This is a genomic window from Aeromonas sp. S9(2024), assembly GCF_041403185.1.
GTDB lineage: Bacteria > Pseudomonadota > Gammaproteobacteria > Enterobacterales > Aeromonadaceae > Aeromonas > Aeromonas enteropelogenes.
Genome location: NZ_JBGLRE010000007.1, coordinates 251,506 through 265,148, shown reverse-complemented (window position 1 = coordinate 265,148; position 13,643 = coordinate 251,506). Strand labels below are relative to the sequence as shown.

General features: G+C 60.7%; 11 protein-coding genes. 6 read left to right on the top strand and 5 right to left on the bottom strand.

The annotated features are described in order from the left end of the window. The first annotated feature begins 615 nt into the window (after positions 1 to 615). A complete protein-coding gene (gene rapA, locus ACB028_RS13740; protein WP_371144513.1) occupies positions 616 to 3,483 on the top strand; it encodes an RNA polymerase-associated protein RapA in 2,868 nt (955 codons plus the stop codon). Positions 3,484 to 3,655: 172 nt separating this feature from the next. Next, positions 3,656 to 4,312 (top strand): bifunctional tRNA pseudouridine(32) synthase/23S rRNA pseudouridine(746) synthase RluA, encoded by a 657-nt coding sequence (gene rluA, locus ACB028_RS13735; RefSeq protein WP_061476523.1) that lies wholly within the window; start codon positions 3,656 to 3,658, stop codon positions 4,310 to 4,312. A gap of 51 nt (positions 4,313 to 4,363) precedes the next feature. Here the strand turns inward: rluA and ACB028_RS13730 are convergent, their stop codons facing one another. From ACB028_RS13730 to treR, 5 genes are all read right to left on the bottom strand, one after another. Continuing rightward, entirely contained in the window at positions 4,364 to 4,552 is a 189-nt protein-coding gene (locus tag ACB028_RS13730; protein ID WP_026458732.1) for a hypothetical protein, read from the bottom strand. Positions 4,553 to 4,665: 113 nt separating this feature from the next. Continuing rightward, positions 4,666 to 5,289 carry a sugar O-acetyltransferase gene (locus ACB028_RS13725; RefSeq protein WP_371144512.1) on the bottom strand — a complete coding sequence of 208 codons (624 nt, stop codon included), beginning with the start codon at positions 5,287 to 5,289 and terminating at the stop codon, positions 4,666 to 4,668. Positions 5,290 to 5,292: 3 nt separating this feature from the next. Next, positions 5,293 to 6,954: an alpha,alpha-phosphotrehalase gene (treC, locus tag ACB028_RS13720; RefSeq protein ID WP_371144511.1), complete on the bottom strand. Its 1,662-nt coding sequence runs from the start codon at positions 6,952 to 6,954 to the stop codon at positions 5,293 to 5,295. A gap of 65 nt (positions 6,955 to 7,019) precedes the next feature. Beyond that, positions 7,020 to 8,450, bottom strand: coding sequence for a PTS trehalose transporter subunit IIBC (treB, locus tag ACB028_RS13715; RefSeq protein WP_342013461.1), 1,431 nt, complete (start codon positions 8,448 to 8,450; stop codon positions 7,020 to 7,022). A gap of 191 nt (positions 8,451 to 8,641) precedes the next feature. Next, the gene (gene treR, locus ACB028_RS13710) at positions 8,642 to 9,589 is read right to left on the bottom strand and encodes a trehalose operon repressor TreR (protein ID WP_026457573.1); all 948 of its coding nucleotides are present in this window, start codon (positions 9,587 to 9,589) and stop codon (positions 8,642 to 8,644) included. A 131-nt stretch (positions 9,590 to 9,720) separates the two neighbouring features. Here treR and ACB028_RS13705 point away from each other — a divergent pair, with 131 nt between their 5' ends. From ACB028_RS13705 to ACB028_RS13690, 4 genes are all read left to right on the top strand, one after another. Further along, the gene (locus ACB028_RS13705; protein ID WP_371144510.1) at positions 9,721 to 10,671 is read left to right on the top strand and encodes an AEC family transporter; all 951 of its coding nucleotides are present in this window, start codon (positions 9,721 to 9,723) and stop codon (positions 10,669 to 10,671) included. 78 nt (positions 10,672 to 10,749) lie between these two features. After that, a complete protein-coding gene (locus tag ACB028_RS13700; RefSeq protein WP_201980340.1) occupies positions 10,750 to 10,944 on the top strand; it encodes a heavy-metal-associated domain-containing protein in 195 nt (64 codons plus the stop codon). 130 nt (positions 10,945 to 11,074) lie between these two features. Next, positions 11,075 to 12,133 (top strand): L-asparaginase 2, encoded by a 1,059-nt coding sequence (gene ansB / locus ACB028_RS13695; protein WP_042025156.1) that lies wholly within the window; start codon positions 11,075 to 11,077, stop codon positions 12,131 to 12,133. A 199-nt stretch (positions 12,134 to 12,332) separates the two neighbouring features. Further along, positions 12,333 to 13,625, top strand: coding sequence for a hemolysin family protein (locus ACB028_RS13690; protein WP_371144509.1), 1,293 nt, complete (start codon positions 12,333 to 12,335; stop codon positions 13,623 to 13,625). Positions 13,626 to 13,643 lie beyond the last annotated feature (18 nt).

The window sequence follows — 13,643 nt, the reverse complement described above, 5'->3', positions numbered from 1 at the left end:
GTGTTAGGCCTGCCGCCAGCGTTCAATCTGAGCCATGATCAAACTCTTCAATTTAAGTTTGGTTGCTTCGAAAAGCGGCTCAATGAATTGCTGAATTAACTGCTGCAACTTAAAAGTTGCTTTGGTCACTTCATCAGACATTGAAAATCAAAAATTGTTTTTGATGCTCGATGCTGTGAGTGCCCACACAGATTGCTTGATTCAAATTGTTAAAGAGCGACACAGCTTTTAGCTGCTGCGGGAGTGGCATTCTACTCAACCGCCTTCTCGAGTCAAGCCTTATTTTCAAAGGCTTTTCGAGGCTACCGACCCGGCTGTTTGCGTTGCCGCTTGCCGTGTCGATGGAGGCGCATTATAGGGAGTGAATTCGTTCTGGCAAGGGTGTTTTCGAACTAAATTCATCTTTTTGAATCGTTCGCTCACCAATCAACCAAATCGCTCATTAATCCCGCTACAGCCTCGGTATTGACTACGGGATATCGTTCGAAAAGGGGGTAGATCAAGCTTGTAGCGATTTACGGTGACCTCCTCTATATCCATGGTGATCAGGCTCACGCCTTCGGGTAACATAGCGCCCCTTTGCGATTCACACACTCTTGGGCTTTGGAGAGTTTAATGCCTTTTGCACTTGGCCAGCGTTGGATTAGTGATACAGAGACGGATCTGGGTTTGGGGACTGTCGTTGCTGTTGAAGGACGCATGGTTACCCTGTTGTTTCCGGCTACCGGTGAAAACCGTATGTATGCCAAAGAAGAGGCGCCGGTTACCCGGGTCAGCTTCAATGTGGGCGATCAGATAACCAGTCACGAAGACTGGACCATGACGGTCGAAGAAGTGCAGGAGAAAGACGGCCTGCTTATATATGTAGGTGTTCGCACCGACAATGATGAGCCCGTTGCCCTCAAAGAGGTGTTTCTCAACAACTTTATCAAGTTCAACAAGCCGCAGGACCGCCTGTTCGCCGGGCAGATCGACCGCATGTCCCGCTTTACCCTGCGCTATGAGGCCCTGGTCAATCAGCACAAGCGCCGTCGCAATCCGACCCGCGGCCTGGCCGGTGGCCGGGTCAGCCTGATCCCGCACCAGCTTTATATTGCCCATGAGGTGGGTCATCGTTACGCCCCGCGCGTACTGCTGGCCGACGAAGTTGGCCTCGGCAAGACCATCGAAGCAGGCATGATCATCCATCAGCAGCTGCTTTCCGGCCGCGCCCATCGCGTGCTGATTCTGCTGCCCGAGACCCTGCAACACCAGTGGCTGGTCGAGATGCTGCGCCGCTTCAACCTGCACTTCTCCCTGTTTGACGAGGAGCGCTGCATCGAGGCTTTCGCTGATGCGGAGAATCCCTTCGAAACCGAACAGCTGGTGATCTGCAGCCTCGACTTCCTGCGCAAGAAGCGTCGTCGCTTCGAACAGATCCTTGAAGCAGAATGGGATCTGTTGGTCGTCGATGAGGCGCATCACCTGGAGTGGAGCGAGGAGGCCCCGAGCCGTGCCTACCAGATGGTGGAGGCGCTGGCCGAGCAGGTGCCCGGCGTGCTGCTGCTGACCGCAACCCCGGATCAACTGGGTCACCAGAGCCACTTTGCCCGCCTGCGTCTGCTGGATCCCGAGCGCTTCTACGACTACGACGCCTTCCTCGCCGAGGAGCAGGCCTACGGTCAAGTCGCGAGCGCCGCCCAGGAGCTGCTGGATGGCGAGACCCTGAGCGATGCTGCCAAACAGACCCTGGCTGGCCAGCTGGAAGGACTGGATCTCACCGATGCCGCCGCCCGTCAGCAGGCAGTTGCCAAGCTGCTGGATCAGCACGGCACCGGCCGCGTGTTGTTTCGCAACAGCCGCGCCAACATTCAGGGCTTCCCGGAGCGTCACCTCAACGTCTATCCCATGGCGCTGCCGGAGCAGTACAAGACCGCCATCAAGGTGATGGGCATGATGGGAGGCAACGGCGGCGATCTGCAGACCCGCGCCCTGCGCTACCTCTATCCAGAGAAGATTTTCCAGCAGTTCGAGGGCGACAACGCCAGCTGGACCCAGTTTGATCCCCGTGTCGACTGGCTGCTTGAGCTGCTGCTCTCTGCCCGCCAGCAGAAGGTACTGGTGATCTGCTCCGAAGCCGCCACCGCCATCGCCCTGGAAGAGGCGCTGCGTACTCGCGAGGGGATCCGTGGTGCCGTGTTCCACGAGGGGATGTCCATCCTCGAGCGGGACAAGGCCTCGGCCTATTTCGCCCAGGCCGAGGGGGGCGCCCAGGTGCTGCTCTGCTCCGAGATCGGCTCCGAGGGTCGCAACTTCCAATTTGCCAGCCACCTGGTGCTGTTCGATCTGCCGCTCAACCCGGATCTGCTGGAACAACGTATCGGTCGTCTCGATCGTATCGGCCAGCAGAACACGGTCGAGATCCACGTCCCCTATCTGGAAGGCACCTCCCAGCGCGCCCTGCAACTCTGGTATCACGACGGTCTCGATGCATTCGAGCAAACCTGCCCGACCGCCCGCCCCGTATTCGAGGCGGTGCGTGACGAGTTGTTCGAGCTGCTGGCCGCCAATACCGGCGATCAGGAAGCACTGGAAGCTCTTCTGACCAAGACTCGCGAGCTGCATGAGCCGCTCAAGGCCAGGCTGGAACAGGGTCGCGATCGCCTGCTGGAAATCCACTCCAGCGGTGGCGAAGCCGCCCAGCAGCTGGTCGACAAGTTGGCCGCCGAAGATGACGACACCGGTATGATCTCCTTCGCCCTCAAGATGTTCGACGAGATCGGCGTCAATCAGGACGATCGTGGCGAGAATGCCCTGGTGCTGACTCCGGGCGATCACATGCTGGTCTCCAGCTTCCCGGGGCTACCCCAGGATGGCATGACCATCACCTTCGATCGCACCACTGCCCTGTCGCGGGACGACATGTCGTTCCTCTCCTGGGATCACCCCATGATGCGCGGCGGTATCGACCTGATCCTGGGTTCCGAGATCGGCGCCACCTCGGTTGCCCTGCTCAAGAACAAGGCACTGCCGGTGGGTTCCATCCTGCTGGAGCTGATCTTCGTCGCCGAATCTGCGGCTCATCCCCAGCTCTACCGCTTCATGCCGCCCACCCCAATTCGCCTGCTGATGGACAAGAACGGCAACAATCTGGGCGACAAGGTGGCGTTTGATGCCTTCAACCGCCAGCTGACTCCGGTCAACCGCCATCTTGGCAGCAAGCTGGTGACCGCCTCCCAGCCGGTGATCCACGGCCTCATCGGCCAGGGGCAAGCCATTGCCGAGGAGCTAAAGGCGGAGATCGTCGACAAGGCCCGTGCCCAGATGGCTCAAACCCTGCAACAGGATCTCGATCGTCTGGAGGCGCTCAAGGCGGTCAATCCGAACGTGCGCGACAGCGAACTGGATTATCTGCGCAATCTGCAGGCAGAATTGCACCACCTGATCGACCAGACCCAGCTCAAGCTGGATGCCATCCGCTTTATCGTGGTCACTCATAACTGATGAAGCTGTGAAGGCATCATCTGGTTGATAACGACCAGAGCCAACGCAAGTTGGATGCCATGCACTTTTTATCCTGGTCACCCATCACTGACAGGGCACATACCCTGCTTTGATGTGGTTACCCATAACTGATGGGGGCTTGCCCCCGCTTTGACCAAAGATGCGAGACGCTATGTTTGTATACTCACCGCCCCTGGAACCCTGGCTCGATATCCTGTTCAAGGACAAGGACATCATGGTGGTCAACAAGCCCACTGGCCTGCTGAGCGTACCCGGGCGCGGCCCCGAGAATGAAGACAGCGTGCTCCATCGGGTGAAGCAGCAGCACCCCAAGGCGGCGGCGGCCCATCGTCTCGACATGGCGACCACAGGCGTGCTGGTGATCCCCCTCAACCCCAACTCCCACCGGGAGCTAAGCCGGCAATTTCGCGAGCGGGAGACCGAGAAGCACTATCTCGCCTGGGTGTGGGGCGAGCCGGAGCAGGATGCGGGTGAAGTGGATCTGCCGCTCTGCGTCGACTGGCCCAACCGGCCGAAGCAGAAGGTGGATTTCGAGGAGGGACGCCATGCCCTGACTCTTTGGCAGAAGCTGAAGGTGGAAAACGGCAACAGCCTGATCAAGCTGACCCCCATTACCGGTCGCTCCCACCAGTTACGGGTCCATATGCTGGAGCTGGGGCACCCCATCCTGGGGGATAATCTCTACGCCAATCCGGATGCCCTGGCGGCGGCACCGCACCTTTATCTGCATGCGGCCAGTCTGACCATCAGCCACCCCCGCAGCGGCGAGCGGATGACCTTCGAGGCACCCGCACCCTTCGCGGTATAAGGCACAAATAAAAAAAGCCCCCATCAGATGATGGGGGCTTTTGTATCAGTTTCAGACACGAATATCGATTTTGCTTCCCAGTGAAGCGTTGGCCGATGTTGGTGCAGCCTGAGCCGGCTGTACCGCGGTCTGGATCAACTCCAGTGCGGCTTGCCCGTTCTGGGTTTGCTGCTTTTTGGCCAGGCTGGCCGCCAGCAAAGCATAACCTTCAGATGTAGATGCAGAACTAGATATATCCATTGAGTACCTCCTGCCTTCAATAGTATCGGCCAGCCCACCCGAAACATGAGCACTGAATATAAAACAATCTGAAAAGCGCGCTGCATCAATCAGATAGGGTCATCGTCAACGCTTTACTCCATGACAGACCCGGTTTCTCCTGCCAGCTCCTCAAGCGTCATTGGTCGCAGCACCTTGCAGGGGTTGCCGGCCGCCACCACGCCCGCCGGCACATCCTTGGTCACCACGGAGCCGGCGCCGATCACGCTGTTGTCCCCAATGGTGACGCCGGGGCAGATGACGACGCTGCCGCCCACCCAGACGTTGTGGCCGATCCGCACCGGCTTGCCGAACTCCACTCCCTTGATGCGCGGCGCCACCGCCACCGGGTGAGCGGCCGTGTAGATCTGCACCCCGGGCGCCAGCAGCACGTTGTCGCCGATGTGCACCTCGCACACGTCGAGGATGGTGCAGCCCACGTTGGCGTAGAAGTTCTCGCCCACGAAGATGTTGGCCCCGTAGTCGCAAAAGAAGGGCGGGTTGATGGCGCACTCCTTGCCACGGCCGCCCAGCAGTTCATGGAGCAGGGCATCGCGCGCCGGTTTCTCCTGCCAGCTGGTGTTGAAGGTGTGATAGAGCCTGCGGCAGCGCTCGCGCGCCGCTTTGAGCTCGGGGTCGCCCGCATCATAGGGCTCCCCCGCCACCATCTTCTGCCACTCGGGGCCACGCACCGCCACCTTCATCATCACCTCGCTCATCGCCTACTCCACCAGCCAGATCAGGGATTCATAAGGGCGCAGCATACAGGATTGCGGCCGGGCCGGGCTATCGGGGTAGTTGCCAAGCAGCAAGCGCCCCTTGCCGGTGGCCAGCTCCTCCGGCAGGGCGAAGGTGGCCGGCTCGCCATAGAAGTTGCTCACCACCAGCAGGGTCTGGCCGTTGGCTCGGCGGGCATAGGCCCAGATCTGCGGATGCCCCGCCAGCAGCTCCTGATAATCCCCCTGAGTGAAGATGGGGTGCGCCTTGCGCAGGCGGATCAGATCCCGGTAGTGCCAGAACACCGAGTGCTGATCGGCCAGCGCCGCCTCGGCATTGATCGCGGGATAGTTGGCGGCGGGCTTGAGCCAGGGCGTCCCACTGGTGAAGCCGGCATTGGCCGCGGCGCTCCACTGCATCGGCGTGCGCGAGTTATCACGGGACTTGGCGCCGAGAATGGCCAGGATCTCGGCCTCGCCCATCCCTTCGGCCTGCTTGATGGCGAAGATGTTGCGGCTCTCCACGTCCTGATAGTCATCGATGCGCTGATAGCCGGGGTTGGTCATGCCAATCTCCTCCCCCTGATAGATGTAGGGGGTACCCTGCAAGCCGTGCAGTGTGCTGGCCAGCATCTTGGCCGCTACCACCCGCTGTTCGCCCTCGTCACCGAAGCGGGAGACGATGCGCGGCTGATCGTGGTTGCACCAGAACAGCGCCGACCACCCCTTGCCGTGCATGCCGCTCTGCCAGTGGTTGAAGATGCGCTTGAGTTCGAGGAAATCGAACGGCGCCTTGGTCCACTTGTCGCCATTGGGGTAGTCCACCTTCAGATGGTGGAAGTTGAACACCATGGAAAGTTCCGAGCCATCCAGCGCGCCATAGCGCTGGCAGTGCTCCAGGCTGGTGGAGGACATCTCCCCCACCGTCATGGCGCCCACCGGGGCGAACACGTCGCGGCTCACGTCCTGCAAAAATTCGTGGATGCGCGGCCCGTCGGTGTAGAAGCGGCGGCCATCGCCACTGTCGTCGCTCGGGAAGCGCTGATCCTTGGAGATGAGGTTGATGACATCGAGACGGAAACCGTCCACCCCCTTCTTGGCCCAGAAGTGGATGATCTTCTTCACCTCGGCGCGCACCGCCGGGTTCTCCCAGTTCAGGTCCGCCTGCTCGCGGGCAAAGAGATGCAGGTAGTACTGGCCGGTGGCCTTATCCAGCTCCCAGGCACTGCCGCCAAACTTGGATTGCCAGTTGTTGGGCACACCACCATCCACCGGGTCTTTCCAGATGTAGTAGTCGCGGTAGGGGCTGTTCTTGTCCCCCAGCGCCGACTTGAACCAGGCGTGCTCGGTGGAGGTGTGGTTGACGACGATATCCATCACGATGCGGATGTCGCGCGCGTGGGCGGCGGCCAAGAGCGCCTCGAAATCGGCCATGGTGCCGTAGGCGGGATCAATATTCAGGTAGTCGGCGATGTCATAGCCGTTGTCCACCTGCGGCGAGACGTACACCGGAGTCAGCCAGAGGGCGTCGACGCCGAGGGTCTTGAGATAGTCGAGGCGGGCCATGATCCCCTTGAGATCGCCAGTGCCGCGCGCGCCACTGTCCTGAAAGCTCTTGGGGTAGATCTGGTAAATCACGGCATTCTGCCACCAGGGTGTTTGGCTCATGGGTCTTGCTCTTGTCTCGAATGAAAAGGGAGAGGGCGACCCGCGGGTCGCCCTGATGCGTGAGGTCAGGCGCTGGCCAGTTCCAGCTTGCCGGCCGCCTGCTGGCGCTTGTAGACCAACAGAGTCAACACCACAGGCACTATGATGGCCACCAGCATAGCCACGGCGTAGATGGCCCAGTATTGCGGCTGGATGGAGAGGATGCCGGGCAGACCCCCCACCCCGATGCCGTTGGCCATCACCCCGGCGAAGCCGCAGATAAGGGCTGCCAGGCTCGAACCCACCATGGCGCAAAGCATGGGGAACTTGTATTTGAGGTTGATGCCGTACATGGCCGGCTCGGTCACCCCCAGGTAGGCGGAGATGGCGGCGGGCACCGAGATCTCGCGCTCGTTCTCCTTGCGGCTGATGAGGATGATCCCCACGACCGCAGACGCCTGGGCGATGTTGGAGAGGGCGATCAGCGGCCAGATGGGGGTGCCGCCCATGCTCTGCATCAGCTGCAGGTCCACCGCGTTGGTGGTGTGGTGGATGCCGGTGATGACCAGCGGTGCGTAGAGGAAGCCGAACAGGGCCGCACCGATGGGGGCGAAGGAGCCTGTCATGGCGGCCTTGGCGGCGAAGCCGACGCCGTCACCGATCCAGCGGCCGAATGGGCCGATGAAGGCGTGGGCCACGATCACCGCCAGCAACAGGGAGACGAAGGGCACGATCACCAGGTAGAGATAGGCCGGGATGATGCGTTTGAGGTTGGTTTCCACCCAGGCGAGGAAGACACCCGCCAGCAGGGCCGGAATGACCTGGGCCTGATAGCCCACCTTCTGGATGACGAAGAGGCCAAAGTCCCACACCTCGGGGGTCTGCTGGCCGATGCCATAGGCGTTCATCAGCTGGGGCGACACTAGCGTGATACCCAGCACTATCCCCAAAATCTCGGAGCCGCCCATCTTCTTGACCGCCGACCAGCAGACGCCCACCGGCAGGAAGTGGAAGATGGCCTCACCCAGCAGCCAGAGGAAGGCGTGGACCTGGGCCCAGAACTGGCTGATCTCGGTGAGGGTGTGGGTGCCGTCGTCGAACATCTTGATGTCGCCGATAACGTTGCGAAAACCCAGGATCAGACCGCCGGTGATGATGGCCGGCAGCAGGGGCACGAAGATCTCCGCCAGGTGGGAGATGCCGCGCTCGAGCGGGTTCATGTTCTGGCGCGCCGCCTGCTTGGCGGCCTCCTTGCTGCCGCCGCTGACGCCGATCTCTTCGGTCAGCGCCTTGTACCACTGCTCCACCTCGTTGCCGATGACCACCTGGAACTGGCCACCTTGGGTGAAGCTCCCCTTCACCGCCGGGATGGTCTCGATGGCCTTGCTGTCGGCTTTGGCCGGATCGTTCAGGACGAAGCGCAGCCGGGTCAGGCAGTGGCTGACGGTGGCGATATTCTCCTTGCCGCCGATCTTGTCAATCAGCTGAGCCAGATGTTGTGTGTTGATCTTGGACATGAGCCTTCCCTCTGTGACTCCATTGATAGTGATCTGCCTCGCCCTTCTGAGCCAGTCTGCCAGCTCGAGCGTTATTGGTATCGTTCCCAATCAGCATGACGGCAATTTGGCCAGATCAAAATGGGAACGTTCCCATTTCGTGGTCAGCGTCACAAAAAGCGCGTTTTTTGTGCAGTGCTAAGTGATGGGGTTCACAGGGTATGACAGGGAGCTATGGTCGCCAGCGGGCAGCACTCCTGCTCGATCTGACCGAGCAACTGACGGGCCGCCTGCTCCCCCGCCCCCTTGTAACCGAGATCCAGGCTGAGGGCGTTGGGGAAGAGGAAGGTAAGCATGGGGTTGTTGCCAAGACCGGTCACCAGCACTTCGCTACGTCCTTGTTCTTGCAAGTATTTTGCCGCACCAATGGCGAGAGTATCGCTGGCACAGACTAGCGCCTGGGTGGTGGGAGTCAGCAGCTCAGCCGCCAGCCGGTAGCCACTTTGCAGGCTGAGGTCACCGAGGGCGCTGCATGCCGCCAGGCCCTGTTCCCGGCAAAAGGCCAGATAGGCGTCGAGCCGGCGCTGACCCGTGGTGAGATCCGAGGCATCCACCCCGAGATAGGCGATATCGCGGATATTGCGCGCCACCAGCTTGGTCAGCATGGTGTGCACCGCTCCCGCATCGTCGAAACAGACCGAAGAGAAGCCCGGATGTTCGCGCGCCACCAGCACCAGCTTCTCCCTGAGCGGCGCCATGGCGTCATAATCCAGATCGTTGAAGGCAAAGAGGATGATGCCATCCACCCCGCGCCGCTCCAGCACCGCCAGATGTTCCTGCACCTTGGCAGGGGAGAATTTGCTCTCCATCAGCACGGCGTCATAACCGCGCTGATAGAGAGTCTCCAGCATGCCGCGCACCGCCTGGTTTTCGGAACTTGAATCGAGCCGCGAGACGATGATGCCCACCACCTGCTGGCTCTGGCTGCGCATAGCCCGCGCCGACTTGCTCGGCACAAAGCCATGCTCAGCGATGATCTGCTCCACCCGCTCACGGGTCGCCTGCTTGACCTTGGGATCCTGATTGAGCACCCGGGAAACGGTCGACTTGCCAACACCGGCAAGGCGGGCGATATCGAGGATGGTCAGCTTCTTGTCCATAAGTCAGGCTCGGCAGTGGAAATTGCCCACATTGTTGTTATTAAGCCCTTTGAATACAAGCCCATGGCGTTAGAATGCCCTTTTGGCCCCGGCGAACGCCGTGCCACCCGCCATTGCACAGGACGCGCATCATGGATCTGTTGGCAAGTCTGCACTTCTCCCTCTCCATTACCGGCCCCATCTGCGTGGCGCTGCTGCTCGGCATCTGGCTCAAACAGCTGGGCCTGCTGCCCGACAGCTTCGTCGAATCGGCCTCGCGTCTGGTGTTCCAGGTCACCCTGCCGGCGCTCCTGTTCCTCAGCATGGTGCGCACCGACTTTTCGACCATGCCGAGCCCCTGGCTCATCCTCTACGGCCTGCTCGGGACGCTCACCGGTTTCCTGATACTGGAGCTGCTGGCGGCCCGCTTCATTCACGAGCGGCGCCAACGTGGTGTCTTCGTGCAGGGCAGCTTTCGCGGCAACATGGGGATCATGGGGCTGGCCTATGTGCAGAACGCCTACGGGCCGGAAGGGATCGGCGCCGCCGCCCTGCTGGTGGGGTCGGTCACCGTGCTCTACAACATCCTCGCCGTCGTCACCCTGACCCGCAGTCTGGGAGGCAACAAGGGGGTCAAACCCATCCTCAAGGGGATCGCCAAAAATCCACTCATCATCGCCATCCTGTCAGCACTGCCGTTTGGCCTGCTCGGCATAGAGCTACCCCAGCTGGTCACCACCACCGGTAACTACTTTGCCAACATGACGCTGCCGCTGGCGCTCCTGTGCACCGGCGCCAGCCTCAACCTCAAGGCCCTGCGCGGCGGCGCCATGCTGACCGGCTGGGCTACCGCCAACCGGCTGCTGTGCATTCCCGTGCTGCTGGTCGCGGGGGCCTGGGCGCTTGGCTTCAGCCCGCAGGCACTCGGCATCCTGTTTCTCATCAGCTCCACCCCGACTGCCGCCGCCAGTTATGTGATGACCCGCGCCATGGGGGGTGACAGCTCACTGGCCGCGAACATCATCGCTACCACCACGCTGGGCTCCCTTCTCACCACCAGCCTGGGTGCAGCCCTGATGAACTATCTGGGCTTGATGGGGTAACAACGAATTGACGGGTGACTTGACCTTGCCGCGAGCGGCAGCTTTAGGCTTGCATTACACCCAAAAAGGAGACTCATCATGACTATTGAACTGACAGTGACCGGCATGTCCTGCGGCGGTTGCGCCGCCAGCCTGCAAAAAGCCCTGCTGGCCCAGCCGGCGGTGACCGCTGCTCAGGTGGACTTCGCCAGCAGCAAGGCGATCATCGAGAGCGAATTGAACAAGGCGGAGCTGATCGCCCTGATTGAAGCCAAGGGCTTCTCGGCAAGTTAATTTATCTCTATAGAGGTATAAAACAGGTTAAAAATCTGTACTCACCTGTCTTTTGGTGAGTTTTATCACAGACATCGATTATTAAATGGGCAAACTTGCTGCGATTATTCCAACCAGAAGGATTTGCAGCATGACCCTACCGATCCGCAAGACCCTGCTCGCCGCCGTGCTCGGCCTGACCCTCTCCCCCATGGCCATGGCCCTGCCCAATGTGCATATTCTGGCCACCGGTGGCACTATCGCCGGCGCCGGCCAGTCTGCCACCCAGTCCAACTATGAGGCTGGCAAGGTAGCCATCGAAACCCTGATCGCCGCCGTACCCGAAATGAAGAACGTGGCCGACGTGCAGGGGGAGCAGGTAGTCAAGATTGGCTCCCAGGACATGAACGACGAGGTGTGGCTGAAGCTTGCCAAGCGGGTCAACGAGCTGCTGGCCAAGGATGATGTGGATGGCATCGTCATCACCCACGGCACCGACACTATGGAAGAGACCGCCTACTTCCTCAACCTCACCGTCAAGAGCGACAAGCCGGTGGTACTGGTCGGCGCCATGCGCCCCTCCACCGCCATGAGCGCTGACGGCCCGATGAACCTCTACAACGCCGTGGTCACCGCCTCCGATCCCGCCTCCAAAGGCCGTGGCGTCATGGTCGCCATGAACGATACCGTGCTGGATGCCCGCGACGTCACCAAGACCAACACCACTGGCGTGCAGACCTTTGCCGCTCCCAACTTCGGTCCGCTCGGCTACATCCACAACGGCAAGATCGACTATCAGCGCAGCCCGGCTCGCCTGCACACCAGCAAGACCCCGTTCGATGTGAGCAAACTCGACAAGCTGCCCCAGGTCGGTATCGTCTATAGCTATGCCAACGCCACCGAACTGCCGGCCAAGGCCATGGTGGATGCCAAGTTTGATGGCATCGTCAGCGCCGGGGTAGGCAACGGCAACCTCTACCACAGCCTGTTCGACACCCTGGCTCAGGCGAGCAAGGACGGCATTCGCGTGGTGCGCTCCGCCCGCGTGCCGACCGGCGCCACCACCCTGGATGCCGAGATCGACGACGCCAAGTACGGCTTCGTGGCCGCCGGCACCCTGAACCCGCAGAAGGCGCGCATCCTGCTGATGCTCTCCCTGACCCAGAGCAAGGATCCGGCCCAGATCCAGCGCTGGTTCCAGCAGTTCTGATCGAATCAATTCAGGCAATCACAGCAAGGGCGGGATTTCCGCCCTTTTTTGGCTCCCCTCCCCTGACAGGGATCCCTCGCCTGCCCAGAGCCAGGGGCGTGATAAATTAGCGAACCGGATCACCTGCTTTCACAAGCGCATCGCGGCCAAATTCATTACACTGCCAGCGATCTTTTCTACTTAGGAGTGCTGCCGCAGTATGGAAATATTGATCCTGTTGGGATTGATTTTGCTCAATGGCGTCTTCGCCATGTCGGAAATTGCCATCGTGACCGCACGCAAGGCTCGCCTTGCCAAGATGGCCAGTGAAGGAAGTCGCTCCGCCGCCATCGCCCTCAAACTCGCGGAAAACCCGACCCATTTTCTCTCCGCCGTCCAGATCGGCATCACCACTATCGGCCTGCTCAACGGTATCTACGGCGAATCCCTGCTGGCCCAACCTTTCTCCCTCTGGCTGCAGGAATGGGGGCTATCCCCCAAGAGCAGCGGTACGATCGCCACCGTCATCGTCGTCGTCACCGTGACCTATCTCTCCATCGTGGTGGGGGAACTGGTGCCCAAGCGCCTCGGCCAGCTCAGCGCAGAACGCCTTGCCTGCCTGGTGGCGCTCCCCATGCACTGGCTCGCCACCCTGACCCGTCCCTTCGTCTGGCTGCTGTCAGTCTCCACCAATGCTACCCTGCGCCTGTTGCGGGCCAAGCAGGATAGCGGCGCCAACGTCACCGAAGAGGAGATCCACGCCATGCTGGTGGAGGGCTCCGAAGCCGGGGTGATCGAGGATCATGAGCACACCATGCTGCGCAATGTGTTCCGTCTCGACGAGCGCAGCCTCTCCTCCCTGATGGTGCCGCGCAGCGATATCCGCTATCTGGATCTGTCGCTGCCGCTGGAAACCAACCTGCAGCGCCTAGTGGAGGAGCGTCACAGCTATTTCCCGGTCTGTGACGGCAACCTCTCCGAGCTGGTGGGGATCATCGACGTCAACCAGGTGTTGTATGCCTATATCAAGGGGGAGCCCATCGACCTGGCCGCCCTGACCCAGGAGGGAAGCCTGCTGCCCGAGACCCTCAACGGGGTCGAGCTGCTCAACCACTTCCGCACCCACAGCGAACAGATCGCCCTGGTGGTGGATGAGTATGGCGAGTTGCAGGGACTGGTCACCCAACAGGATCTGATGGAGGCGCTGGCGGGGGATTTTCAGCAGGAAGACGGCGATGACAACTGGGCATTCCAGCGCGCCGATGGCAGCTGGCTGCTCGATGGCCTGATCCCTTTGCCAGAATTGAAGGACTGTCTGGAGCTGGTTCGCCTGCCCGAGGAAGAAAAACATCACTATCACACCCTCGGAGGGCTTATCATGCTGCTCCTTGGTCGTGTTCCACAGACCGGCGACCTGGTCACCCTGGAACAGTGGCAACTGGAAATTGTTGACATGGATGGTCTGCGCATCGACAAGGTGCTCGCCATGCCCTTGACCGATCAACCCAGCTAACCTGCGGAGTTTGCAAGA